Annotated in this window: 22 protein-coding genes; 8 read left to right on the forward strand and 14 right to left on the reverse strand. The window is 63.2% G+C overall.

The window, feature by feature from the left end:
- Window positions 1–19: 19 nt before the first annotated feature.
- On the reverse strand, window positions 20–1,117 hold the full coding sequence (gene recA, locus FJ964_RS02805) for a recombinase RecA (protein ID WP_010909075.1): 1,098 nt from the start codon (window positions 1,115–1,117) through the stop codon (window positions 20–22).
- A 281-nt stretch (window positions 1,118–1,398) separates the two neighbouring features.
- Here recA and FJ964_RS02810 point away from each other — a divergent pair, with 281 nt between their 5' ends.
- Window positions 1,399–2,343, forward strand: a complete 945-nt coding sequence (locus FJ964_RS02810) for a carbohydrate kinase family protein (RefSeq protein ID WP_140548929.1) — start codon at window positions 1,399–1,401, stop codon at window positions 2,341–2,343.
- Between the two features lie 76 nt (window positions 2,344–2,419).
- Entirely contained in the window at window positions 2,420–3,337 is a 918-nt protein-coding gene (locus FJ964_RS02815; protein ID WP_140548931.1) for a pseudouridine-5'-phosphate glycosidase, read from the forward strand.
- 269 nt (window positions 3,338–3,606) lie between these two features.
- Here the strand turns inward: FJ964_RS02815 and FJ964_RS02820 are convergent, their stop codons facing one another.
- Window positions 3,607–3,930 carry a TfoX/Sxy family protein gene (locus tag FJ964_RS02820; RefSeq protein ID WP_140548933.1) on the reverse strand — a complete coding sequence of 108 codons (324 nt, stop codon included), beginning with the start codon at window positions 3,928–3,930 and terminating at the stop codon, window positions 3,607–3,609.
- Window positions 3,931–4,022: 92 nt separating this feature from the next.
- On the opposite strand from FJ964_RS02820, the gene FJ964_RS02825 reads away from it, so the two are divergent.
- Window positions 4,023–4,520, forward strand: coding sequence for a GFA family protein (locus FJ964_RS02825; protein ID WP_140548935.1), 498 nt, complete (start codon window positions 4,023–4,025; stop codon window positions 4,518–4,520).
- A 126-nt stretch (window positions 4,521–4,646) separates the two neighbouring features.
- Here FJ964_RS02825 and sufA read toward each other — a convergent pair whose 3' ends face one another.
- The 7 genes from sufA to FJ964_RS02860 all read right to left on the reverse strand — a co-directional run bounded on the left by sufA (window position 4,647) and on the right by FJ964_RS02860 (window position 11,719).
- The gene (gene sufA, locus FJ964_RS02830; RefSeq protein ID WP_140548937.1) at window positions 4,647–5,027 is read right to left on the reverse strand and encodes a Fe-S cluster assembly scaffold SufA; all 381 of its coding nucleotides are present in this window, start codon (window positions 5,025–5,027) and stop codon (window positions 4,647–4,649) included.
- A gap of 101 nt (window positions 5,028–5,128) precedes the next feature.
- Entirely contained in the window at window positions 5,129–5,521 is a 393-nt protein-coding gene (locus FJ964_RS02835; protein WP_140548939.1) for an SUF system Fe-S cluster assembly protein, read from the reverse strand.
- 5 nt (window positions 5,522–5,526) lie between these two features.
- Window positions 5,527–6,771 (reverse strand): cysteine desulfurase, encoded by a 1,245-nt coding sequence (locus FJ964_RS02840; RefSeq protein WP_140548941.1) that lies wholly within the window; start codon window positions 6,769–6,771, stop codon window positions 5,527–5,529.
- Window positions 6,772–6,775: 4 nt separating this feature from the next.
- Window positions 6,776–8,044: a Fe-S cluster assembly protein SufD gene (gene sufD, locus FJ964_RS02845; RefSeq protein WP_140548943.1), complete on the reverse strand. Its 1,269-nt coding sequence runs from the start codon at window positions 8,042–8,044 to the stop codon at window positions 6,776–6,778.
- Window positions 8,045–8,069: 25 nt separating this feature from the next.
- Entirely contained in the window at window positions 8,070–8,825 is a 756-nt protein-coding gene (sufC, locus tag FJ964_RS02850; RefSeq protein ID WP_140548945.1) for a Fe-S cluster assembly ATPase SufC, read from the reverse strand.
- Between the two features lie 27 nt (window positions 8,826–8,852).
- Window positions 8,853–10,370 (reverse strand): Fe-S cluster assembly protein SufB, encoded by a 1,518-nt coding sequence (gene sufB, locus FJ964_RS02855; RefSeq protein ID WP_140548947.1) that lies wholly within the window; start codon window positions 10,368–10,370, stop codon window positions 8,853–8,855.
- A gap of 185 nt (window positions 10,371–10,555) precedes the next feature.
- Entirely contained in the window at window positions 10,556–11,719 is a 1,164-nt protein-coding gene (locus FJ964_RS02860; protein ID WP_140549377.1) for a cysteine desulfurase family protein, read from the reverse strand.
- 242 nt (window positions 11,720–11,961) lie between these two features.
- Between FJ964_RS02860 and FJ964_RS02865 the strand changes: the two genes are divergently transcribed.
- A complete protein-coding gene (locus FJ964_RS02865; protein ID WP_140493883.1) occupies window positions 11,962–12,636 on the forward strand; it encodes an alpha/beta hydrolase in 675 nt (224 codons plus the stop codon).
- 16 nt (window positions 12,637–12,652) lie between these two features.
- Window positions 12,653–13,303, forward strand: coding sequence for an FMN-binding negative transcriptional regulator (locus FJ964_RS02870; RefSeq protein WP_140548949.1), 651 nt, complete (start codon window positions 12,653–12,655; stop codon window positions 13,301–13,303).
- A gap of 108 nt (window positions 13,304–13,411) precedes the next feature.
- On the opposite strand, the gene FJ964_RS02875 is transcribed toward FJ964_RS02870, so the two are convergent.
- The 4 genes from FJ964_RS02875 to FJ964_RS02890 are packed head-to-tail and all read right to left on the reverse strand — an operon-like array spanning window position 13,412 to window position 17,031.
- Window positions 13,412–14,254 (reverse strand): phosphatase PAP2 family protein, encoded by an 843-nt coding sequence (locus FJ964_RS02875; RefSeq protein ID WP_140548952.1) that lies wholly within the window; start codon window positions 14,252–14,254, stop codon window positions 13,412–13,414.
- A 25-nt stretch (window positions 14,255–14,279) separates the two neighbouring features.
- Window positions 14,280–15,929, reverse strand: a complete 1,650-nt coding sequence (locus FJ964_RS02880; protein WP_181172339.1) for a glycosyltransferase family 39 protein — start codon at window positions 15,927–15,929, stop codon at window positions 14,280–14,282.
- 42 nt (window positions 15,930–15,971) lie between these two features.
- The gene (locus FJ964_RS02885; protein ID WP_140548954.1) at window positions 15,972–16,304 is read right to left on the reverse strand and encodes a lipid-A-disaccharide synthase N-terminal domain-containing protein; all 333 of its coding nucleotides are present in this window, start codon (window positions 16,302–16,304) and stop codon (window positions 15,972–15,974) included.
- Window positions 16,297–17,031, reverse strand: a complete 735-nt coding sequence (locus FJ964_RS02890) for a glycosyltransferase family 2 protein (RefSeq protein ID WP_140548956.1) — start codon at window positions 17,029–17,031, stop codon at window positions 16,297–16,299. Before FJ964_RS02890 ends, FJ964_RS02885 begins: the two co-directional genes overlap by 8 nt.
- Before the next feature lie 357 nt (window positions 17,032–17,388).
- Between FJ964_RS02890 and tyrS the strand changes: the two genes are divergently transcribed.
- Window positions 17,389–18,642 carry a tyrosine--tRNA ligase gene (gene tyrS, locus FJ964_RS02895; protein WP_140548958.1) on the forward strand — a complete coding sequence of 418 codons (1,254 nt, stop codon included), beginning with the start codon at window positions 17,389–17,391 and terminating at the stop codon, window positions 18,640–18,642.
- Window positions 18,643–18,649: 7 nt separating this feature from the next.
- Here the strand turns inward: tyrS and FJ964_RS02900 are convergent, their stop codons facing one another.
- A complete protein-coding gene (locus FJ964_RS02900) occupies window positions 18,650–22,039 on the reverse strand; it encodes a DUF3971 domain-containing protein (RefSeq protein ID WP_140548960.1) in 3,390 nt (1,129 codons plus the stop codon).
- Window positions 22,040–22,134: 95 nt separating this feature from the next.
- On the opposite strand from FJ964_RS02900, the gene FJ964_RS02905 reads away from it, so the two are divergent.
- Window positions 22,135–22,602 carry a peroxiredoxin gene (locus tag FJ964_RS02905; RefSeq protein WP_140548962.1) on the forward strand — a complete coding sequence of 156 codons (468 nt, stop codon included), beginning with the start codon at window positions 22,135–22,137 and terminating at the stop codon, window positions 22,600–22,602.
- 179 nt (window positions 22,603–22,781) lie between these two features.
- Window positions 22,782–24,086 (forward strand): M23 family metallopeptidase, encoded by a 1,305-nt coding sequence (locus FJ964_RS02910; protein ID WP_140548964.1) that lies wholly within the window; start codon window positions 22,782–22,784, stop codon window positions 24,084–24,086.
- The last annotated feature ends 21 nt before the right edge of the window (window positions 24,087–24,107 follow it).

Consider the following 24,107-nt stretch of genomic DNA (forward strand, 5'->3'; position numbering starts at 1 on the left):
GGATTACGCCGGCGAACGCCTACATCGCGCCGGCTTCGTCCTCGAACCCATCGTCACCACCTTCGGAGCCGCCATTCTCGAGGAATTTTTCGGCGATCAGTCCGGCGTTCTGCCTGAGCGCAAGTTCGATCTCGCGCGCCGTATCGGGATTGTCGCGCAGGAACAGCTTCGCGTTCTCGCGGCCCTGGCCGAGACGCTGCGAATTGTAGGAGAACCAGGCGCCCGACTTCTCGACCACGCCGGCCTTCACCCCGAGATCGACCAGCTCGCCGGTCTTTGACACGCCTTCGCCGTACATGATGTCGAACTCGACCACCTTGAAGGGCGGCGCCAGCTTGTTCTTGACCACCTTGACGCGCGTCTGGTTGCCGACGACCTCGTCGCGGTCCTTGACCGAGCCGATGCGGCGGATATCGAGACGCACCGAGGCGTAGAATTTGAGCGCATTGCCGCCGGTGGTGGTTTCGGGCGAGCCGAACATGACGCCGATCTTCATGCGGATCTGGTTGATGAAGATGACCATGGTGTTGGAGCGCGAGATCGAGGCGGTCAGCTTGCGCAGCGCCTGGCTCATCAGGCGGGCCTGCAGGCCGGGCAGCGAATCGCCCATCTCGCCCTCGATTTCGGCGCGTGGCGTCAGTGCCGCGACCGAATCGACCACCAGCACATCGATGGCGCCGGAGCGCACCAGCGTATCGCAGATTTCAAGCGCCTGCTCGCCAGTGTCAGGCTGCGAGATCAGGAGGTTTTCGAGATCGACGCCGAGCTTGCGGGCATAGACCGGATCGAGCGCGTGCTCGGCATCGACGAAGGCGCAGATGCCGCCCTTCTTCTGGGCTTCCGCCACCGTGTGCAGCGCCAGCGTCGTCTTGCCCGAGCTTTCCGGCCCGTAGATCTCGATGATGCGGCCGCGCGGCAAGCCGCCGACGCCAAGCGCGATGTCGAGACCGAGCGAGCCGGTCGGCACGGTTTCGATCTCGACAACCTGCTCGTTCGCGCCGAGCCGCATGATCGAGCCCTTGCCGAAAGCTCGCTCGATTTGCGACAGCGCCGCATCCAGAGCCTTTGATTTGTCCACTGCCTTATCCTCTACAAGCCGCAAGCTGTTCTGAGCCATGATACATCACCCCGTAGTCGTCAATGAAGGCCGGACAATCCGTAATCCTTGGTTATTTGTACCTTTTTTGTTCTCATTTGGCAAGGGGGATCAAGCATTTGAAAAATAAGCAACATCCTGATTTGTTCTTTTTTTGTCTCAGGATTCGGCTCCAGCATGGCCGAACATTAGGCCAGGCTGGTTCGCCGTGCCGGCCTCACGAATCGCCGGCCGTTGCCTGCGAAGCTCCGTCGCACGGCATGGCGCTTGTGCGTGAGCGCCAACAAAGGTCATATCGGCGCATGGTGAAATCTCCAAGAGTCCTGGCGGTGGGCGGCGCCCATATCGACAGGCGCGGCCAGGTATCCGGCGCTTATGTGCCGGCTGCCTCCAACCCGGGCACGATGCGCGAGGATGTCGGCGGCGGCGTCTTCAACGCGTTGCGCAGCGCGGTGCGGCGAGGCGTCTCGGGCTCGCTGCTGTCGGTGCGCGGCGGCGATGCCGCCGCCGACACGGTTTCGCGCGCCATCGCCGAAGCAGGCATTGCGGACTTGTCCGCGGTGTTCCTCGACCGCACGACGCCGAGCTATACGGCGCTGATCGACCGCGAGGGCGAATTGCTCGTCGGCTTTGCCGACATGGCGCTCTATGAGCTGGCGTTTGCCAAACAGATCCGCCGCTCCAGGGTCCGCGAGGAGATCGCCGCCGCCGATGCCGTCCTGTGCGACGCCAATCTGCCATCGGCGGCTCTGGAGCGGCTGGCATCGCTTGCGGCCGGCAAGCCCGTCTTCGCCATTGCCATTTCACCGGCCAAGGTCGTGCGCTTGAAACCAGTGCTCGGCGGCCTGGCCGTCGCCTTCATGAACAGGCGCGAAGCGGTGGCGCTTGCCGGGCTTGACGATGCCGCCTCTCAGAAGATTATCGTCGACGGGCTGAGAAGCGCCGGTCTCGACAGCGCGGTGGTCACCGCGGGCGGCAGCCCGGTGCTCGGTTTCGACCGCGACGGCAGCTTTGCCGTCGTCCCGCCCCCTCCAAGAAAAATCGTGGACGTCACCGGCGCCGGCGATGCGCTTGCCGGCGCGACGGTCGCCGCCTTGCTGCGCGACATGCCCTTGCGTGCGGCGCTGCGCGAGGGCGTCGCCGCCGCGACGCTGGCCATCGAAAGCGCTGGCGCCGTTCCCGATTTCACCACGGCGACCTTCGCGCAAGCGCTGGCTCTTGTGCCCGATGAGCAGGAGATGGCATGAGACCGGCCAGTTCATGGTGCCGCCGTGCCGCTCAAGCGCCCGGAAGGATGCGCCGCACTCCGGATTGGAGATCCAGATGACCCCAGAGACCGCCCGCCCCTTCATCGATGTCCACGCGCCGGTGGCGCAAGCCTTGGCCGCCGGGAAGCCCGTGGTGGCGCTGGAAAGCACGATCATCACGCATGGCATGCCCTACCCCGATAATGGCGCCATGGCGGCCGACGTGGAAAAGATCATTGGGGATGGCGGCGGGGTGCCGGCGACGATCGCCGTGGTGGCAGGCCGCATCAAGATCGGCCTCTCCGACGGAGAACGCGAATCGCTCGCCATGACCGGCGATGCCATGAAGCTCTCGCGCGCCGATCTCGGCTTCGCCGTCGCGCAAGGGCGCACCGGCGGCACCACGGTTGCCGCCACCATGATCGCCGCGCACATGGTCGGCATAAAGGTGTTCGCCACCGGCGGCATTGGCGGCGTGCACAAGGGCGCCGAAAAAAGCTTCGATATTTCCGCCGATCTCGACGAGCTGGCGCGCACGCCCGTCATCGTCGTCTCGGCCGGGGCCAAGGCCATCCTCGACATCGAAAAGACGCTGGAAGTGCTGGAGACCCGCGGCGTGCCGGTGATCGGCCATGGCTGCGAGACCATGCCGGCCTTCTGGTCCAGGCAGTCGCCATTCCGCGCGCCGCTGACCTTGCACGCGCCGGAAGACATCGCGCATTTCTACAAGACGCGACAGGCGCTGGGCCTGAGCGGCGGCATGCTGATCGCCAACCCTGTGCCGGAGGATCAGGAAATCCCGGCCGGCGAGATGGCCGGCTACATCGAGGCCGCGCAGAAGGCCGCCGAGGCGCTCAACGTGACCGGCAAGGCTGTAACGCCGTTCCTGCTGTCCAAAATCCTGGAACTCACCGCCGGCCGGAGCCTGAAGACCAACATCGCGCTGGTCGAGAATAATGCGCGGCTGGCGGCGCGGATTGCCAGGGCGCTGTAGGGGACAGATCTGCTGCGCAGATCTATCAATACCTGCGGGCCAGCGCCCCCCTCTGTCCTGCCGGACATCTCCCCCACAAGGGGGGAGATCGGATATTCCGACTGCTTTCGCCAATTTTCAGCATCGAAGAAAGGGCGTCGCCGCCCAGACCGCCAATCTCCCCCCTTGTGGGGGAGATGTCCGGCAGGACAGAGGGGGGCGTGACAGAACGCGACTCATTCTGGATCGTCTTCAGAACCCATGACGGTATTCTTCGGCGAACGCAGCTCCTACTTCCCCGCCCGCCGCCCCGCCTCATAGGCCCGCCGCGCCCATACCGCCATCTCGTCGGGGTCGTCGAAGGCACCATCGGGAATGCTCCAGTAGGGCATCGCAACCAGCTTGCCGTGGCGGGACCCGGTGTAGGTCCACTGCGTGCAGCCGGCGGCCTCGAAGTCGGGCGCGCTTTGCTCGTCCGCTTTCAGCATCAATTCGCCGCGCAACACGATGGCGACGATGACGCCGTCGGCATAGATGCCCTTGCCGCCGAACAGTTTTCGGATGCTGACCGGGCCCAGGCTCTGGAAGAGTTCTTCTATGCGTTCATTGTCCATGCGCGGATCATGTCACCGCGATCCGGCCTTGTCATCGGCGCAACCAAAACCATGCTGACAGGTTGAAGGATGACCGATCGGAGTTTCCCGCCATGCCTGTCCTGCTCAAAGGCTCCTGCCGCTGCAATGCCGTTCGTTTCGAGGTGGAAAGCCACACGCCCGTGCCGTTCATGCTGTGCTACTGCTCGATCTGCCGCAAGCAGCAGGGCGGGGGCGGTTTTGCCATCAATCTCGGCGCCGACTACGAGACGATGACCATCCGGGGCAAGAGCAGCCTCGGCGTCTATCGGGCCGAGATCGAGGACGACGAACATCCGCATTGCGAGATCTCGACCGGAGAGCGCAATTTCTGCCGCAAATGCGGATCGGCGCTGTGGCTCTACGACCCGACCTGGCCGGAACTCGTCCATCCCTTCGCCTCGGCGATCGACAGCGACCTGCCGACACCGCCTGAGAAGGTGCATCTGATGTTGAAATACAAGGCCAACTGGGTCGAGCCCGATATCGGACCCGGCGACAAGGTGTTCGACGTCTATCCCGAGGAATCGATCGCCGACTGGCACAAGCGGACAGGAATGTGGGTGGAGTAGTTCTCTTCTTCCCGTTTACGGGAAGATGCAGGCAGATGAGAGACAGCTCAGACTTCGGACGGGGCAGCGGCGGCTCTCATCCGGCCCTTCGGGCCACCTTCTCCCCGTAAACCCGGCGAAAGAAGGTCAGGCCGAAGCGCGCGCCTCGGCCAGCGCCTTGAGATCGGCCGGCTTCAGTTCGACGGATTCGCCGCAGCCGCAAGCCGAGCTCTGGTTCGGGTTGTGGAAGGTGAAGCCGGTGCGCAGCGTTGTCTGCTCGAAATCCATCTCGGTGCCGAACAGGAAAAGTGCTGCCTCCGGCGCGACATAGACGTGGGCGCCGTCGCGTTCGATGTGGTCGTCCTTGGTATTGGGTTCGGTCACCAGATCGACCGTGTATTCCATGCCGGCGCAACCGCCCTTCTTGATGCCGAGGCGAATGCCATGCGCGCCTTCACGCGTGGCAACGATCTCGCGCACCCGGTCGGCGGCCTTTTCGGTCATCGTGATGACGGCAAAGCGTCCCATCTTTTTCCTTCTCCATTCCATGCAGGTTCAAGGCCTGCCGAATGATTCCTCACCTAAAATGGTGAAGTTTTACCACTGGCGCAAGTGTGACGGGCTCGACGTCAATACCAGCCCACCGCCACCTGCGCCTCTTCCGACATGCGGTCGGGCGACCAGGGCGGGTCGAATGTCATGTTGACCTCGACGCCCGACACGCCTTCGACGGCGCCGACGGCATTCTCAACCCATCCCGGCATCTCGCCGGCCACCGGGCAGCCGGGCGCGGTCAGCGTCATGTCGATCTTGACCGAGCGGTCGTCCTCGATATCGATCTTGTAGACGAGGCCAAGCTCGTAGATATCGGCCGGGATTTCCGGGTCGTAGACCGTCTTCAGCGCCGAAACGATGTCGTCGGTCAGCCGCGCCAGTTCGTCGGCGGGAATGGCGGAGGCGGAAACCACCGCATTGGCGGCCGCCTCGGGAACAGCGTCGGTGGCTGTGCTGGCATCTTCCATCATCGTCACCCGAAAAACTTGCGCGCTTTTTCCAGCGCGTCGGCCAAAGCATCGACTTCGGCCCGTGTATTATACATGCCGAACGATGCCCTGCATGTGGAGGTTACGCCGAAGCGTTTCAACAGCGGCTGGGCGCAATGAGTGCCCGCGCGCACAGCCACGCCTTGCCGGTCGATCACCATCGACACGTCATGGGCATGAATGCCTTGCAGCTCGAACGAGATGATGGCGCCCTTGCCGGGCGCGTCGCCGAAGATGCGCAGCGAATTGATGGCGCGCAATCGTTCGTGCGCATAGTCCTTCAAATCGGCCTCGTGCGCCGCGATCCGTTCGCGGCCGATCTTTTCCATGTAGTCGAGCGCGGCGCCCAGCCCGATCGCCTGGACGATCGGCGGCGTGCCGGCCTCGAAGCGGTGCGGCGGCTCGTTGTAGGTGACGATGTCCTCCGTCACCTCCTCGATCATCTCGCCGCCGCCCATGAAGGGGCGCATGCGCTGCAGGATGTCCTTCTTGCCATAGAGCACGCCGATGCCGGAGGGTCCGTAGACCTTGTGGCCGGTGAAGACGAAGAAATCGCAGTCGAGGTCCTGCACGTCGATGGGCATATGGACGGCGCTCTGGCTGCCGTCGACGAGCACGGGAATGCCGCGCGAATGCGCGATCCGCACGATCTCCTTGATCGGCGTCACCGTGCCCAGCGCGTTCGACATCTGCGTGATGGCGACCAGCTTTGTCCGGTCGGTCAATCGCTTTTCGAATTCCTCGATATGGAAGACGCCGAGATCGTCCACCGGCACCCAGACCAGTTTGGCGCCCTGGCGCTCGCGGATGAAATGCCAGGGAACGATGTTGGAGTGGTGCTCCATGATCGACAGCACGATCTCGTCGCCCTCGCCGATATTGGGCATGCCATAGCCATAAGCGACCGTGTTGATCGCCGACGTCGTGTTCGAGGTGAAGACGATGTTGTCGGTGCTGGGCGCGTTGAGGAAGCGGCGCACCGTCTCTCGCGCCTTTTCATAGGCGTCGGTCGCCGCATTGGACAGGAAGTGCAGGCCGCGATGGACGTTGGCGTATTCCTGGCTATAGGCGTGCTGGACGGCGTCGAGCACCGCCTGCGGCTTCTGCGCCGAGGCGCCGTTATCGAGATAGACGAGAGGTTTGCCGTAGACGTCGCGCGACAGAATCGGGAAGTCGCGGCGGATCGCCTCGACGTCGTAGAAATCGCCGATCTTGCCTGGTGCGTTCATCACTTCACCCGTGCGTCAAAAACCATTCGTCGAGTCGCGCTTCCAGCGCCTCGACGATCACCTCGTCGTCCAGTTCCTCGATCACCTCGGCGACGAAAGCCTTCACCAGCAGACCACGGGCGCTCTTCTCGTCGATGCCGCGCGCCATCAGGTAAAACAGATGGTTGTGGTCGATCTCGGTGACGGTCGCGCCATGGCCGCAGACGACGTCGTCGGCGAAGATTTCGAGTTCCGGCTTGGTCGAGAACTCGCCGTCGTCCGAGAGAAGCAGCGTGTTGCAAGCCATTTTGGCGTTGGTCTTCTGCGCATATTGATGGACGTTGATGCGGCCCTGGAAGACGCCGCGGGCCTTGCCGGTCACGACATTGCGGATCACTTCCGTCGACGTCGTGTGCGGCACCGCATGGTCGAGCACCATGGTTGTGTCCGTGTGGGCGTCGCCGGCCAGCAGGTTGATGCCGCGCAACTGGAAGTCGGCGCCCTCGCCCGTGGTCTTCACCACGACCTCCTGGCGCACGAGCTTGCCGCCGGCGTTCATGACGAACAGCGTCAGCTTCGCATTCTTGCCGATATGAGCCTTGAACTGCGCCAGATGCGTTGTCGTGTCCGGCTGCTCCTGGATGATCAGCCAGGTCACCTCCGCGCCTTCGCCGAGCACGAGCTGACTGACCGAGCTGACAAGGGCCGCGCCCTCGCCGGCCTGGCGCTCGACGATCACAGCCTTGGCATCGGCGCCGGCGCGCACGGCCAGGCGCACATGCGTCTGGCCGCCGGCCTGCAGGTTCTGCAATTCGATCGGCTTTTTCACTTCGGTGCCATCGGCGATGTCGACGAAATAGCCGTCGGCGACGAAAGCCGTGTTCAGCGCCCCGATGGCATCGTCGCTGCCATAGGGATCGAGCCCAGGCGCGATGCTGCCGTCGGTCAGTTTCTCCGACAGGGCCTGGACGCTGACGCCTTCGATTCCGGGCATTTTGGCGCTCGACACGCCATTGAGAAGCGGCAACACGGTGGAACCTTCAACAACTGGTGCGATGGCTTTGGCCACGGCGGTCGGATCGAAATCCGGCACGGCGTTCAGCAGCCGGCGCAGGTCCGTGTAGTGCCAGGATTCGATGCGCCGGGTCGGCAGGCCGTGCTTCACCGCCTCGATGGCGTCGTCGCGCTTCAACATCACCGCGCCGTCGCCCGGCAGCAGCGACAACCGTTCGCCGAAAGCGTCGATCAACGCGGTTTCGGCCGGCGTCCGCTGCGGTTGTGTATGCATGTTCATCAGTTTGACCTTGCCTTCTGGCATCTCACGCGGCTTGCCCGATCACGCCGGCATAGCCATTGGCCTCCAAATCGAGCGCCAGCGACTTGTCGCCGGACTTGATGACCTGGCCCTTGTAGAGCACGTGCACAGTGTCGGGCACGATGTGTTCGAGCAGCCGCTGATAGTGGGTAATGACGACAATGGCGCGCTCGGGCGAGCGCAGCGCGTTGACGCCATCGGAGACGATCTTGAGCGCATCGATGTCGAGCCCGGAATCGGTCTCGTCAAGCACGCAGAGCTTTGGCTCCAAAAGCTTCATCTGCAGGATCTCGGCGCGCTTCTTCTCGCCGCCGGAAAAGCCGACATTGAGCGGCCGCTTCAGCATGTTCATGTCCATGTTGAGCGAGGCTGCGGCATCCTTCACCCGCTTCAAAAATTCGGGGATCTTCAGCGGCTCCTCGCCGCGCGCCTTGCGCTGCTCGTTCATGGCAACCTTCAGGAACTCCATGGTCGCCACGCCCGGTATCTCCATCGGATACTGGAAGGCCAGGAAAATGCCCGAAGTCGCGCGCTCGGCCGGATCCATTTCGAGGATCGACTGGCCGTTGTAGAGGATATCGCCCTCGGTGACCTCATAGTCCTCGCGGCCGGCCAGGATGTAGGACAACGTCGACTTGCCCGAGCCGTTCGGTCCCATGATGGCGGCGACCTCCCCGGCTTTCACCGTCAGATTCAGGCCGCGGATGATTTCGGTGCCGTCATCGACGATGCGGGCATGCAGGTTCTTGATTTCAAGCATTCTTTTGTTTCCTGAATATCTGTCCGGTCAGCCGACCGAGCCCTCGAGCGAAATTCCGATCAACTTCTGGGCTTCGACGGCGAACTCCATCGGCAGTTGCTGGATCACGTCCTTGACGAAGCCGTTGACGATCAGCGCGATCGCTTCCTCCTCCGGAATGCCGCGTTGCATGACGTAGAATTTCTGGTCCTCGGAAATCTTCGACGTCGTCGCTTCATGCTCGAACTGAGCCGTCGCGTTCTTGGCCTCCATGTAGGGCACGGTGTGGGCGCCGCACTGGTCGCCGATCAGCAGCGAGTCGCAATTGGTGAAGTTGCGCGCGTTGGTCGCCTTGCGGTGCGCAGAAACCTGGCCGCGATAGGTGTTCTGCGAGAAGCCGGCGGCGATGCCCTTGGAGATGATACGGCTCGACGTGTTCTTGCCGAGATGGATCATCTTGGTGCCGCTATCGACCTGCTGGTAGCCGTTCGAGACGGCGATCGAATAGAACTCGCCCGAGGAATCGTCGCCGCGCAGGATGCAGCTCGGATATTTCCAGGTGATGGCCGAGCCGGTCTCGACCTGCGTCCATGAAATCTTCGAGCGGTGGCCACGGCAATCGCCGCGCTTGGTGACGAAATTGTAGATGCCGCCCTTGCCCTCGGCGTCGCCGGGATACCAGTTCTGCACCGTCGAATATTTGATTTCGGCATCGTCGAGCGCCACCAGTTCCACCACCGCGGCGTGAAGCTGGTTCTCGTCGCGCTGCGGCGCCGTGCAGCCTTCGAGATAGGAGACGTAGGCCCCCTCCTCGGCGATGATCAGCGTGCGCTCGAACTGGCCGGTGTTCTTCTCGTTCATGCGGAAATAGGTCGACAGTTCCATCGGGCAGCGAACGCCCTTGGGCACGAAGACGAACGAGCCGTCGGTGAACACGGCCGAATTCAGCGTCGCATAAAAATTATCCGACGTCGGCACGACCGAGCCGAGATATTTCTTCACCAGTTCCGGATGTTCGCGGATGGCTTCCGAGATCGAGCAGAAGATGACGCCGGCCTGCGCCAGCTCCTTCTTGAAGGTGGTGACGACGGAAACCGAATCGAACACGGCGTCGACGGCGACGCGGCCGGATTTATAGACGTTGTCGCTGGCTTCCTCGAGCTCGGACGCGTCGGTCTTCTGGACGCCCGCCAGGATCTCCTGCTCCTTCAGCGGAATGCCGAGTTTCTCATAGACCTTCAGGATTTCGGGATCGACGTCGCTGAGCGACGTCGGGCCGGGCGTGCTCTTCGGCGCCGCGTAGTAGTAGATGTCCTGGAAATCGATCTTGGGATAGTTGACGCGCGCCCAGGTCGGCTCTTCCAGCGTCAGCCAGCGCCGGTAGGCTTCCAGTCGCCATTCCAGCATCCAGGACGGTTCGTCCTTCTTCGCCGAAATGAAACGGATGATGTCTTCGCTCAGGCCCTTGGGGGCCTTGTCGACAGCGATTTCGGTCTGGAATCCGTATTTGTATTGGTCGACGTCGATCTTTCGGACCCGATCGATCGTGTCCTGCACAGCAGGCATATGCGTTCTCCATCCACGCCGGGGTCAAGGCCCGACAGTTTTCAAACTATGGCACCGCCGGATGAGCACCCAAGGAGCACCCGCGGCGGCGTAAGTTTCATATAGTGCGCTTCGGCCGGAAATTCACCCGGCCAGCATGAAACGCACGGCTCTACCAGGCCGAAAGGCCCAAATTCGTCCAACCGCTACGCGGCCTTCTCCTTGCGCACCCGACGCGCGGCGATTTCCGCCAGCGCCAGGCGGAACGCCTCGATGTCCTGCGCGCCGGTCGCCGCGCCGATCGATACGCGCAACGCACCCGGACTGTCACCCTGCCCCATGGCCTTCAGCACATGGCTCGGACCGACTTTTCCGGACGAGCAGGCAGAACCCGCCGACAGCGCCACACCAGCCAGGTCGAAGGCGATCTGCGCCGTCTCGGCCTTGATGCCGGGAATAGCGAAGAATGTCGTGTTGGCAAGCCTCGGCGCGCCGGTTCCGAAGATTTCCACGTCCGGCACTAACATTTTTACGATGGCCTCGATCTCGTCGCGACGCCGACGCACCGCATCGATGGCCTCCAATCCGGCGAGAGCCTCCCGCGCCGCCGCGCCAAACCCCGCAATGCCGGGCAGGTTCTCCGTGCCGCCGCGATGGCCCTTCTCCTGGCCACCGCCGTTGATGAGAGGCGTCGGCATCATCAGATCGGCAGCGGCGACGATGGCGCCGACGCCCTTTGGGCCGCCGATCTTGTGCGACGACAATATCAGATAGTCGGCGTAACCCGCCGAAATGTCGATCGAAATGCGGCCTGCCGCCTGAACCGCGTCTACGACGAGGACACCGCCGACCGCCTTTACGATTTCGGCGATACGATCGACCGGCTGGATGACGCCAGTCTCATTATTGGCGGCATGGATTGCCACCAGCGGCAGGCCGCTGGCCTTGTCGTGCGCGGCAAGGGCGTTTGCCATTGCTTCGAGGTCGACAATTCCGTCGGCGTCGACGCCGATCCGCGTCACCTGCGAGGCCGGGAAGGACCCGCCGTTCAACAGGCAGGGGTGGTCGGCTTCGCAGACGTAGAGATGGCTCATGCGGATGGTCCCGCGCCCCATCCGCCAATCGGGCGTCAGCAGCATCGAGGCGGCTTCCGTCGCGCCTGACGTGAACACGACATGCCCAGGCTTGGCCTTCACCAATTCCGCCACATCACGCCTTGCGGTTTCGATCAGGCGACGCGCCGAGCGCCCTTCGGCGTGGACCGATGATGGATTGGCGGCGATATCGAGCGCCGCGACCATAGCCTCGCGTGCCGCTGCAAGCAGCGGCGCACTGGCATTGTAGTCGAGATAGGCGCGCATTCCGGCCATTTCCTTCCAGTTGGTCCCGTCAGAAGCCATTCCACCGAGATATCGCGTTATTTCCTTGAAATTCCAAGGCAAGCCGTCCTATTTACGCGGCTTGCGGCGCGGGCGGCCGGGCGATTGCGTTTCGGCCACCCAGTTTTGAACAATTCTAAACTAGCTTCTATGAAGACGCTCGCCCTGCGTCAAGGCCAGAGGAAGGTTGTTCCGGGCGCCGCGCATTTCTTATTACCCAAGTGGAGTATTTCATGCCTGAGGTCATTTTCACCGGTCCGGCCGGCCGTCTCGAGGGTCGCTACCAGCCCTCGAAGGAAAAGAGCGCGCCGATCGCCATTGTCTTGCATCCGCACCCGCAATTCGGCGGCACGATGAACAACAAGATCGTCTACGACCTCTTCTACATGTTCCAGAAGCGCGACTTCACCACGCTGCGCTTCAATTTCCGCGGCATCGGCCGCAGCCAGGGCGAATTCGATCACGGTACAGGCGAATTGTCGGATGCGGCCGCTGCACTCGACTGGGTGCAGTCGCTGCATCCGGATTCCAAGAGTTGCTGGGTTGCCGGCTATTCGTTCGGCTCGTGGATCGGCATGCAGCTTTTGATGCGCCGTCCCGAGATCGAAGGCTTCATCTCGGTCGCGCCGCAGCCCAATACCTACGATTTCTCTTTCCTCGCTCCCTGCCCCTCCTCGGGGCTCATCATCCATGGCGACGCCGACAAGGTGGCACCGCCGAAGGACGTGCAGGGCCTGGTCGATAAGCTGCACACGCAAAAGGGCATCACCATCACGCAGAAGACCTTGCCCGGCGCCAATCATTTCTTCGCCAACGATGCCGAACTACTGATCGAGGAATGCGCGGATTATCTCGATCGCCGGCTGGCCGGCGAATTGTCGGATCCGCGCCCGAAGCGGCTGCGCTAAAGGGCGGATGACCGCGATGTACCAGCCTCCTCATTTCCAGGAAACGCGGCCGGACGTGCTGCACGGGCTGATCCGGGCGCATCCGCTCGGCCTGTTGGTTTCCGGCGGACCCGAGGGGCCGGTCGCCAACGCCATCCCGTTCCTGCTTGACGCCGATATCGGGCCAAATGGCAGGCTGCGCGCTCATCTGGCCAAAGCCAATCCGCAATGGCACCTCATCGCCGACAATCCGGCCTCGACGGTGCTGATCGTCTTCCAGGGCACCGACGCCTATGTGACGCCGTCCTGGTACGAGACCAAGCGCGAAACCGGCAAGGTGGTGCCGACCTGGAACTATGCCATCGTGCAGGTGCGCGGCACCGCGAAGGTGATCGACGACCAGGACTGGCTGGCGCGGCAGATCGCTGACCTGACGGCTTCGCAGGAGGGCGCGCGTGAGGCGCCATGGGCGGTCACCGATGCGCCTGCCCCGTTTATCCAGTCGCAGATCAAGGGCATCATCGGGCTGGAGATCGAGATCAGCGAAATCCACGGCAAATGGAAGGTCAGCCAGAACCGTCCCGTCGCCGATCGCGCAGGCGTTGCGCGCGGGCTTGAGAGCGAGACGGCCAATTCATCCGACATGGTGCACTTGGTAAGGTCCTACGGCGGATTGGACGGCGAGTAGAGCAGTTCACCGTTTCGCGGAACGGAGAACTCTCTAACTCCTTGTTTTGACGCAATTCCGGACGGAAAACCGTATACACTTTTCCTGGAATTGCTCTAAATCCCAGGCTCAACGGATCGGACGGCCGTTCGCCTTGTTTCGACCGATCAGCCGAAAGGTCGGCTTGCGCACCGGCAATCCCGACCGTGTCGGGCTGAAGATGAAGCCGAGCCGGGCAAAGACCAATCCGCAAACCAGCGCGAAGGCAAAGCCAAGACCAAAGCCGGCGACGGTATCACTCGGATAATGCGCGCCGACGAAGACCCGCGTCGAGGCGATGCAGGCCGTGACCGGCAAGGCGATGTACCAGCGCCGCGGGAACAAAAGCAGCAGGATGCCGAACACGGCCCCCATGGTCGTGGCGTGACCGGAAGGAAAACCGGCAAAGCGCGCATCGAAGGCGAAGGGACGCAACGACAGGACCCCAAGATCCTGAAAATAGAGCGGACGCGCCCGGCCAATCGCATATTTCAGGACATTGACCAGCAGGCCGGACAGGCCGACGGCGCTCAGTGCAAGGAACGCCAGGCAGGTCCAGTTGTAGACGAGCATCAATGACCGCCGCGACAGGCTTCGCCAGTCCGTCAGATTGGCCCCTATGAGCAGCAGTGCCGGCGGGATGAGATACCAGCCGCCCAGGCCGAACTGCGTCAGGAACTCGGCAAGCCGGCCGAATCCCGCCGACCACTGGCCGTGCAGCAATCCCGCAGGCGTGTCGAGGCCGGCGAACGCCACTGCCGTCAGCAAAATCCAGGCCGAGATCCAGAGCGGCCAGAGGATCTTGGGATACGATGCGGAACGAGCGGCGAAGCGCCCTCTGACGATCCGCAGCGTGTCGTGGAAATTGCCGGCCGACCGACGCAGCACCGCGGCGGGCGCGATGGAAACGGAAGGGCGCGGTTTCACCAGCATTGAAAACCCCATCCCATTGTCGAACTCATTGGGCGATACGGTAGAGGCCGAGCGACATTTTGTCTCCCGAGGAAAAGTTGAGCCCGTCGATCGTCGTAAGACGGCTGGCCGCCTTGCCTTGCCCGGCCAGCAATCCATTGAGTTTCTGCTCATCCTCGACCGGCGCCAGCCCCAGCGCGCAGGCGGGGTCCGCAAGCAGGTGCTTTGCCACGCCATCGGTATCGGTCAGCACCGTTTTCGTGCCCACCAGGAACACAAGGCTCGGTTCGTGATACTGGGCCGACGCCAGCACCGAGGTGTCGCAGGGCTTGTAGGCGCGCACAGCCTCGTTGATCGCCGGGCTCAGCCATATCGGTCCCAAGGATGGGGCGATGACACCAAACAGCAACCCGTAGGTGATGCCCGCACAGGCCGCGACGGCGCCGATACGGGCAAGCGGTACTTGCAACTGTCGCGAGAAGGCCAGATAGCCGGCGCCGAGCGCCGACGCGGCCGCCGGAATGCTCCACCAGGAGAAGGCATGGGTGAAGTAGATCGGGGCGGCCACGCAGACCGCCGCCAGGCCGAGGCTGACCACGACCAGGCCAAAGGCCGTCGACCACCACAACCATTGCTGCCATCGCCGGAGCGGCGCATTGGCGTCCTGCGGCTGCAATGTCAAAAGCCAGCCGATCAGCAGCGCCATGCCGGGATAGGCCGGCAGCACATAGTGCGGCAGCTTGGTCGGGATCAACTCGAACACCAGCCAGAAGGGGATGTACCAGGCGAGGCAGAAGCGCAGCCTGACATCGTCGCGGAGCCGGTTAAGGGCTTGCAGGCCGGCGCCGACGGCGATCAGGCCGAACGGCCACATGAACAGCGAGTAGGTCAGCATGTAGAAGCCGGGCGGCAGGCCGTGCGATTCCTCGCCCTGGGCGACCTTGCCGAGCATATCCTTGCCGACGGCCTGCTGGAGGAAGGCGCCGTGGCTTTTCCAGGTGATCAGGGCGAGCCAGGGCAACACGATCAGCACGACGAGCAGCAGGCCGCGTCCCACTTTGAGCTTCGACAGCCAGCGCCCGTCGCGTTCGAATGCAAACAAGACAGCGATGGTGAGCGCCGACAGCAGTGGGGCGATCGGCCCCTTGATGAGGATCGCGGCCCCTTGCGCCAGCCAGAATATCCACCAAAGATGGCCGGCGACGGGCTCGTTGCGGCGCGATGCCAGATAGATCTGCGCCAGCGCGCCCTGCGCCGCCACGCAGCAGGCCAGCAGCATCGCATCGGTCTTGGCGTCGCGGCCCTCGAAGGCGGTGGCGAAGATCGCCGCCATCACCAGGCCTGCGGCGATGCCGGCGCTGGTTCCGAAAAGCCTGGTGCCGGTCCAGGCGATGCCGAGAACGGCCAGGGCGATGCCCAGCGTCGACACCAGGCGATAGATCCATATTGGTGCGGCGGCGCCCTTGCCGCTCAGGGCCACGGCCGCGGATTGCAGCCAATAGATGCCGATCGGCTTCTGGTAGCGTGAGGCGTCCTGAAAGCGGATGTCGACATAATCGCCGCTCTCGACCATCTGCTTGGTGGCCTGGACGAAGCGCGGCTCGTCACGATCCAGCGGCGGCATGGACGCAAGTCCCGACACCGTCATCACCAGGCTGAACAGGAAGAGAAGGATGTAGTTCCTGTTCAGCGCCATATTCCAGCCTCTCCGACCATTCTTGCTGATGCGCAAAGCCGCTCAATCGACCTTGGTCATCGCCGCCTTGCGTTCATTGGCGATCAGCCAGAGATTTCTGATGTAGATGAACAAGCCCATGCCCTGGCCGGCGATGAACACCGGGTCCTGCCGCTTGATCGCATAAACCAGCAGCAGAGCCCCGCCGAACAGCGAGAAGAACCAGAAGGCGATCGGCACGACGCTACGCTTGGCCTTTTCCGATGCAAGCCACTGCACGACGAAGCGCATGGTGAAAAAGAACTGGGCGACGAAGCCGAGCAGGATCCATGCGTTGAACTGTTCGATGAAGACCCGGTGGATCCAGGTCACCAGTTCCTGAAGCACGTTAACCATGCATGATTTCCTCTACTTTTGGCATCCGGCGACGCCTGCGGCGCAGCCACCAGACGCCGCAGAGATCGAGCACGCCTTGGAGGCCGCGGTCGAAAATCCCATAGTTCGACTTGCCGTGGCGGCGGGAGCGGTCGACGACGTCGCAATGCACGACATGGTATCCTTCCTGGATGACCAGCGCCGGAACGAAGCGATGGGTGCCGTCGAAGAACGGCAGCTTGCGCAGGATCTCGGTGTGGACCGCCTTCAGGCCGCAGCCGGTGTCGCGCGTCTCGTCATGCAGGATGGCGTTTCTCAGCCAGTTGGCGAACCGCGACGCCAGTTGCTTGACCTTGCTGTCACGGCGCTTCAGGCGCTGCCCTTGCGCGGCGCCGTAGCCGGGCCCGGCCCGCCGCAAGGCGTCAACCAGCATGGGAATGTACTGAGGATCGTTCTGACCATCGCCGTCGATCGTGGCGACGATGCTTCCGCGCGCCGCCCAGGCGCCGGAGCGTACCGAGAGGCTCTGGCCGGCCGATTTCTCGTGCCGCAATTCCCTGACGGGAAACGGGCGAAGTGCTGCCTGCTTGGCGAGAACGGCTGCGGTTCCATCGGTCGAGCCGTCGTTGACGATGATCAGTTCGAAGTCGCGCCCGGTCATCGCCGCCTCGATCTCATCGATCAGCAGCGGCAGGTTTGCCGCCTCGTTCCTGCAAGGAATGACGATGGATATCAATGCGTCCGGCATGTCGCGTGGGGCTCTGTCGTCGGATATGGCATTGGGTGGATGCCGTGCGGTGCCGCTTGGGGTCGTGGGCTGCAAGGACCTTTTGGCGCGCGCCTCATTACGCCAGCACAAACAATGAAGCAAGCATCCGCGCCGAGAGGCGGCTTGCGGCGTTTCAACAACGAGTGATTGCCAAGACCCTGGTCGAAGCGCGATGGGCGCCAAACCCGATTCCACTTTTGCTGATCGCGAGTCCCTGGTTAAAGCGCGATCGGACGCAAAACCGGATTCCACTTTTGCTGATCGCGCTTGGGTGCTAAACGCGCGCGTTCATATACGTCCGTACCGGATCGGCCGGGCGCTTTCGGGAAAGAAAACATGCCTGCCTTCAAATCCGATTTCCTGCGCACGATGAGCGAGCGCGGCTTCATCCACCAGACTTCGGATGATGCCGGGCTGGACGATCTCTTCGCCACCGAGACGGTGACGGCCTATATCGGCTTCGACGCGACCGCCAAGAGCCTGCACGCCGGCTCGCTGATCCAGATCATGATGTTGCACTGGCTGCAGCAGACCGGCCACCGGCCGATCGCCTTGATGGGCGGCGGCACCTCGATGATCGGCGACCCTTCCTTCAAGGACGAGGCGCGCAAGCTTCTGACACCGCGCGATATCGACGACAATCTCGCCGGTATCCGCCGCAATTTCATGCCATATCTCAAATTCGGCAGCGGCCCGAATGACGCGATCATGGTCAACAACGCCGACTGGCTGATGGAGATCAACTACGTCAATTTCCTGCGCGACGTCGGCCGTCACTTTTCGGTCAACCGCATGCTGGCCTTCGATTCCGTCAAGCTGCGGCTCGACCGCGAGCAGTCGTTGTCCTTCCTCGAATTCAACTACATGATCCTGCAGGCCTATGACTTCGTCGAGCTCTACAAGCGTCTCGGCTGCCGTCTGCAGATGGGCGGCTCCGATCAGTGGGGCAACATCATCAACGGCATCGATCTCGGTCGCCGCATGGAGGACGCGCAGCTTTATGCGCTGACCACGCCGCTGCTCACCACCTCGTCGGGCGCCAAGATGGGCAAATCCGCCACGGGCGCCGTCTGGCTTGATGCCGAGATGCTCTCGCCTTACGAATTCTGGCAATATTGGCGCAACACCGAGGACGCCGATGTCGGCCGTTTCCTGAAACTCTATACGACGCGTCCGTTGGACGAGGTGGCGCGTCTGGAGAAGCTGGGAGGATCCGAGATCAACGAGGCGAAAAAGATCCTCGCCACCGAGATCACCGCCTTGCTCCACGGTCGCGGCGCCGCCGAACAGGCCAGCGAAACCGCACGCAAGACGTTCGAGGAGGGTGCCCTCGCAGAGACGCTGCCGAGCGTCGAGGTCGAGAACGCCAAGCTCGAAGCCGGCGTCGGCATCCTGTCGCTGCTGGTGACCGCCGGACTGGCGGCGTCCAACGGCGAAGCACGGCGGCATGTGCAAGGCGGTGCGGTACGGCTCAACGATCAGCCCGTCAGTGATGATCGCCGCACGGTCACACTTCAGGATTTGAGTCCGGAAAACGTCGTAAAGCTTTCACTCGGCAGGAAAAAACATATATTGGTGCGGCCGATCTGAGGCCCCTTCACCGGTACTCGAAGATCGACCTGAATATCCCCGGCGCGATCACCGAGAGCGGATTGATGTCGAGCAGCGGCTTGTTGGCGTTGCCCTTGAGCCGGTAGGTCACGCCGATCAGGCCGCGGTCGCGGCCATTGCCCAGAAGCGCGCCGACGATGGGCAGTTCGCCGAAGATGCGGTTGAGGCCATAGACCGGCATGAAGGTGCCGGTCATGTCCATATTGTTGTTCTGGTCATAGAGCGTGCCCTGGAACGTGGTGCCTATGCGCGGACCGCGCAGCACGCCATTGGCCAGCCTGAGATAGCCGCTGCCTTTCTCGATCTCGGCGTAGCCGCGTTCGAACTGTACCCGCGAGGTGTCGAGCTTGCCCTTGACCGCCTGGTTGAGGCTGCGGCTGTCGCCTGCCGGCGTGGTCGAGACGATGGACGCGAGCTTCGGTTCGTTGACGACGAAGAAGTTCGTCGTGTCCACCTTGCCCTTCATAGGCCCGTCGCCCGCTCCCGACAAGGCCAGGGCAATCGCTCCGCCTTCCATGTGCTCGTAGATATTGAGGAACCTGAGGATCGCACCGGCGTCCGCCGACTGCACGTTGAGCGAGCGCCGGCCGGCGCCGCTCGTGTTGCTGATGACAATGGCGGCTCCCGAACTTGCGGTGGCGCTGACCTTCAGCCCGTTCACCTTCGAACCGGCCGCGCTGTAATCGAGCTTGAGATCGGACAATTGCTCGTCGTGGAAGCCGGTCAGCCGATCGACATCGGCGCTGACGGAAATCGCGTCGGCGCCCGTCGTCTTGGTCGCGGTGTCGACGTCGGAGGTGAATTGCTTGATCAGCGAGCGGGCATCCAGGGCGTTGCCGCTGATGTTGACTGCATAGCCCCTGCCCGATCGCTTGACGGACACCGCCACGTCGTCGCCCCGGTTCAGCGCGACTTTGCTAAACTTTGCCGACGACAGGGCCCCGTTGACCAGCACGATGTTGCCGTCGACGGAGAATGTCTTGCCGTCGAGGTCGAAGTCGGACAGCGTCGTGGTGTCGCCGGACGTGGTCATGACGAATGTAGCACTTGCGGGAATCCCTGCCCCCTTGCTCCATCCAGCCCAGGGGATGTCGAGCCTGGCATTGGTCAAGTCGGCCGATACGTTCTGGTTGCCCTCGCCGCTTTTGTCGATCGCGACCTTCACGGTTCCGCCCAGCAACGGGGCCAGCCCCGGCATGGCGGCGGCGCGGATCTTGTCGTCGAGCACCAGGGTCACCTTGCGGCTGCGTGCCGGTCCGCCATCCTCCAGCGGCTCGATCAGGTCGAGTTCGGCCGGAATGCCGTTCAGGGACGCCTTGGCGGAAATGACAGCCTTTTCAGGGTCGACCGTGACGGAACCGTCGGCATCCGTGACGGTCTGACCTTCGAACGGCTTGGCCAATGAAAGCCCGCTGTAGTCGAGCGATACCAGCCAATCGAGCTTCGAGCTGTCGACGCCGGATTGCAGCGGAATATCGGCCCTGACATGGCCGGTGACGCTGCCGGACAGGTCTTCCGGCAGGAAGCCGACATGACGCATGGCGTTGATCGGCTCGTAGGAGGCAAGTTCAGCGACCGCGGACGCTTCGCCGGCAACGTCGATGTCGAGTGCGCCGACGACCGGCGGGCGGTTGGCTGCCTTGACGGTCAGCGTACCGTTGCTGGCCGCCACGGTGCGGCCGCTGGGCATGAAGACGGTGCCCGAGGACAGGGAGATATCGACGTCATTGCCGTGGAAGGCGACGACACCGACGGCATCGCGGATCGGCGGGATGCGGCCAGCCGTGTCGAAACGCGATCCTTCTATCTGGAAGCGGCCGAACACCTCGTCGGCGGAAAGCGGCACACCATTGCCGAGGCGATCAGGCACCACCTGGAATTGAAGATTGGCGTCCACGACGCGGCCGCCGAACAGATTGTCCAATACCCAGAGCCGCGCATTGCGCGCCGAAAACCATGGCCAAAGCTGCTTGACGTGCGAGACCGGCATGTCGTGGACGTTGAGCGCCAGATTGATGCCGGGAGCCTTGCCGTCAACGAACTCCACGGCCGCGGTGCCAAGGACCTCGCTGGAAGCGGCGGATCGGACTGCGATCTGATCGGCTACCAATCTATGGCTTTTGGTCTGGTAGACGCCGGCGATGCGGGCAAGGAAGGTGAGCGCCGGCTCCGGCGATTCCGAAGGCGCCAGCGTCGAGCCGTCACTGGTCAGATCGTATCGGTAGGCCGGCTCCTCACCGGCGGCGCCGGTCGCGGGCCTCGGCCCAATCGAGCCGGCGAAATCGAAGGTCGAGCGGCCGGTCTTGAGCAACAGCCGGTCCACCTGGATCTTGTTGCTGCCGCGCACGAGCGTGGCGTCGAGGTCGACATCGGCCGACAGCAGGCCGCGCGAGCCGAGATCAAGCACCGATCCCCTGGACGACAAGGCAGCCGTCAGCCGCGACGCGGTGTCGCCGGCGCCTTGCGCCCCTTTGAGCGTCACGCTGAGCGCGCCCAACCTACTGCCGGACGCCGCGGCGCCGCTCGCGCCACCATCTTCGGCGATACCGACGGTGGCATCCAGCGACATCACGCGCCGGGTCTCGGCATCGCGGCTGGCGGATGCGGCGACGGTCACCGCCTTGCCGTCGACATTTGCCTGCGAGGAGAACTCCATGCCGCCAGTCCCCGACTGCAAGACGACCGCGTCGGCGACGGTGATCAACCTGACCGCCTCGGTATCGGGCAAGACGAATGCCACATTGTGAAGATCGATACGATGCAGCGATTCCTCGCGCACCGCATCGAGAGCGTGATTGATGTTGGCAAAGAGCGCATCGGACAGTTTTTCGGGATCGATCAGCCCGTCTCGATTGCGCAGCTCGGCCGTCCAGTCGCCGCCCGACGGCATCGCCGCGGTAACGATGCGCGCATCGGAAATCCTGGCGCTGGTCAGCCGCACCTCGCCTCGAAGCAGCGGCAGCAGGCGCATGCCGAAACGCACCCTGCCCGCGTCGGCCATGGGCTTGCCGTCGCTTGCCTTCAGGCTGACGTCGCTCACCTGGAGAGCGACGAAGCTTGAACTGTCGAGGGTGATGCGGGCGGGCCCGACCGCAACATCGACATCGACGCCCGCAAGCTTCTCGATGGCGGCCTCCGCCTCGACGCGCAGCCGGTCGGCCCCTATTCCGGAGACGCCGATGAGATAGACGGCCACCGCCGCCAGCGCCACCAGCGCAATGGCGCCGGCAAACAGCCGCGAAAGGATGCGAAAACCGCGCCCGATCGCCGCCTGGCCGAGAGGCGGAACGCGGCAAGCCGACGGCAAGGCGCCCAGGTCGGTGATTTCATCCCGCCTGAACCTGATCTTCTCGTGCTGCGGTTGCTCCTGATCCACGCAATTTTCCGTTCTACGAACTCGCTCGTGGACGAATCCCCGCTCGACACTATATCGGTGTGGCTTCGCGCGTAACCTCAAACAAGGGCATCGATATGGCCGACCTCAATGTGGGCGACGTTGCGCCGCAATTCGAGCTGCCGCGGGACGGCGGCGGTTCGCTCAGCCTGACCGGCTTCGCCGGCAGGCCTGTCGTCCTCTACTTTTACCCACAGGACGACACCACCGGCTGCACCGCCGAAGCGATCAGCTTTTCGCAGCTGAAGCCGGAATTCGAGAAGGCCGGCGCCGTCGTGATCGGCCTGTCGCCCGACAGCGCCAGGAAGCACGACAAGTTCAAATCGAAATATGATCTTACCATCGACCTTGCCGCCGACGAGGAGCGCAAGGTGATAGAGGCCTATCATCTTTGGGTCGAGAAATCGATGTATGGCCGCAAATACATGGGCGTCGAGCGGGCGACGTTCCTGATCGGCCGCGACGGGCGTATCGCCAGGATCTGGCGCAAGGTCCGCGTCAAGGGCCATGCCGAGGAAGTCCTGGAAGCCGTTCGCGCGCTTTAAGGGCCGGCAGCGTCTCCGTGCCAGCGCCTTGTTTTCAGAAGGCGGCGCGAAGATTTCTCCCACAACCCCACGCTCGTTTTGCGGGCAATCCTTGCCGACGCCTTGCTTCGGCAAAGCTTTGTTAACCTTAATAATGTGTAGTCGGGCTGTCGTGGTGTCGTAAACGAAAGCTTGGTCCCGTGAACGCAACCGGTCAGTCCGCGATCTTTGGCAGGCGCAAGGAACCGCATACAGTCATCATCGCCCGCGGCAGCGAGATCAGGCACTTCACGATCCGGCCCTGGCTGGTTGTATTTCTCGGTTCGGCGCTGGCGGCGATCGCCATCGGTTACCTGCTGGCCACCTCCTATCTCGTGCTGCGCGACGACCTGATCGGCGCCACCACCGCGCGCCAGGCGCGTATGCAGCAGGCTTACGAAGACCGCATCTCGGCGCTACGCGCCCAAGTCGACCGCATCACCAGCCGGCAATTGCTTGATCAGCAATTGATGGAAACCAAGGTGAGCGAGCTTTTGGAACGCCAGACGCAGCTCAGCCAGCGCCACGGCCGCCTCGGCCCGCTGCTCGACCGCGCCGAAAATGAAGTCGGCGCAGCGACGGCCGACGATCCGGCAGTGCCGGCAAAGCCTGACAAACGCGCCGAAGTAACCGGCAGCATCGCCCAGCCTGCTCAAAGCTACGCGCTGGCCAGCCTCGGCACCGCCCCCGGCGCCGCCGACACCAGGCCGTTCTCCCTGTGGGCGACCCGCTCCGATCCGCTGCCGAACGATTCAGCCGCCGATCGTGCCGACAAGCTGTTCATTTCGATCAACAAGTCGTTGAAATCCATCGAGAACGACCAGCTCACGCGCATCAGCATACTTGCTGACAACGCCTACAAGAATGCCGACGCCATAACCCAGGCGCTCGAGGCGGCCGGGCTGCCGGTCGACAGCGACTTCGGCAAGAACGAAAGCGATGTCGGCGGACCGCTGATCCCGCTCGACAGCTCGATGTTTTTCGACAGCAAGGTCAAGGAACTGGACGAGGCGCTGGACGCGCTCGACCAACTCAAGAAGGAGGCACGCCGACTGCCGCTCGCCAATCCCGCTCCCGGTCATTCCGTCACCAGCCCGTTCGGCGTGCGCACCGACCCGATCCTCGGCACGGCCGCCTTGCATTCGGGAATGGACTTCAGGGCGCCGATCGGCATGGCGGCCAAGGTCACCGCGCCAGGCGTGGTCACCAAGGCCGGCTGGAATGGCGGCTATGGCCGCATGGTCGAAGTCGATCACGGCAACGGGTTTGCCACGCGCTATGGACATCTCAGTGAAATCGACGTGACCGTGGGCGAAAAAGTGGATGCCGGCGCTGTCATCGGCAAGACCGGCAGCAGCGGTCGCTCGACCGGGCCGCATCTGCATTACGAAGTCCGCCACAATGGCGAAGCGATCGATCCTTTGCGTTTCCTCACGGTCGGCAAGAAGGTCGCGCAGTATCTCTGACGCACGGGCCCAGGCAGCCGC

This window comes from Mesorhizobium sp. B2-3-2 (assembly GCF_006442295.1).
GTDB lineage: Bacteria > Pseudomonadota > Alphaproteobacteria > Rhizobiales > Rhizobiaceae > Mesorhizobium.

What these genes read in the sequence shown, in the direction of transcription:
- recA (WP_010909075.1), bottom strand. Translation starts at nt 1,117, where the DNA reads ATGGCTCAGAACAGCTTGCGGCTTGTAGAGGATAAGGCAGTGGACAAA.
- FJ964_RS02810 (WP_140548929.1), top strand. Translation starts at nt 1,399, where the DNA reads ATGGTGAAATCTCCAAGAGTCCTGGCGGTGGGCGGCGCCCATATCGAC.
- FJ964_RS02815 (WP_140548931.1), top strand. Translation starts at nt 2,420, where the DNA reads ATGACCCCAGAGACCGCCCGCCCCTTCATCGATGTCCACGCGCCGGTG.
- FJ964_RS02820 (WP_140548933.1), bottom strand. Translation starts at nt 3,930, where the DNA reads ATGGACAATGAACGCATAGAAGAACTCTTCCAGAGCCTGGGCCCGGTC.
- FJ964_RS02825 (WP_140548935.1), top strand. Translation starts at nt 4,023, where the DNA reads ATGCCTGTCCTGCTCAAAGGCTCCTGCCGCTGCAATGCCGTTCGTTTC.
- sufA (WP_140548937.1), bottom strand. Translation starts at nt 5,027, where the DNA reads ATGGGACGCTTTGCCGTCATCACGATGACCGAAAAGGCCGCCGACCGG.
- FJ964_RS02835 (WP_140548939.1), bottom strand. Translation starts at nt 5,521, where the DNA reads ATGGAAGATGCCAGCACAGCCACCGACGCTGTTCCCGAGGCGGCCGCC.
- FJ964_RS02840 (WP_140548941.1), bottom strand. Translation starts at nt 6,771, where the DNA reads ATGAACGCACCAGGCAAGATCGGCGATTTCTACGACGTCGAGGCGATC.
- sufD (WP_140548943.1), bottom strand. Translation starts at nt 8,044, where the DNA reads ATGAACATGCATACACAACCGCAGCGGACGCCGGCCGAAACCGCGTTG.
- sufC (WP_140548945.1), bottom strand. Translation starts at nt 8,825, where the DNA reads ATGCTTGAAATCAAGAACCTGCATGCCCGCATCGTCGATGACGGCACC.
- sufB (WP_140548947.1), bottom strand. Translation starts at nt 10,370, where the DNA reads ATGCCTGCTGTGCAGGACACGATCGATCGGGTCCGAAAGATCGACGTC.
- FJ964_RS02860 (WP_140549377.1), bottom strand. Translation starts at nt 11,719, where the DNA reads ATGGCCGGAATGCGCGCCTATCTCGACTACAATGCCAGTGCGCCGCTG.
- FJ964_RS02865 (WP_140493883.1), top strand. Translation starts at nt 11,962, where the DNA reads ATGCCTGAGGTCATTTTCACCGGTCCGGCCGGCCGTCTCGAGGGTCGC.
- FJ964_RS02870 (WP_140548949.1), top strand. Translation starts at nt 12,653, where the DNA reads ATGTACCAGCCTCCTCATTTCCAGGAAACGCGGCCGGACGTGCTGCAC.
- FJ964_RS02875 (WP_140548952.1), bottom strand. Translation starts at nt 14,254, where the DNA reads ATGCTGGTGAAACCGCGCCCTTCCGTTTCCATCGCGCCCGCCGCGGTG.
- FJ964_RS02880 (WP_181172339.1), bottom strand. Translation starts at nt 15,929, where the DNA reads ATGGCGCTGAACAGGAACTACATCCTTCTCTTCCTGTTCAGCCTGGTG.
- FJ964_RS02885 (WP_140548954.1), bottom strand. Translation starts at nt 16,304, where the DNA reads ATGGTTAACGTGCTTCAGGAACTGGTGACCTGGATCCACCGGGTCTTC.
- FJ964_RS02890 (WP_140548956.1), bottom strand. Translation starts at nt 17,031, where the DNA reads ATGCCGGACGCATTGATATCCATCGTCATTCCTTGCAGGAACGAGGCG.
- tyrS (WP_140548958.1), top strand. Translation starts at nt 17,389, where the DNA reads ATGCCTGCCTTCAAATCCGATTTCCTGCGCACGATGAGCGAGCGCGGC.
- FJ964_RS02905 (WP_140548962.1), top strand. Translation starts at nt 22,135, where the DNA reads ATGGCCGACCTCAATGTGGGCGACGTTGCGCCGCAATTCGAGCTGCCG.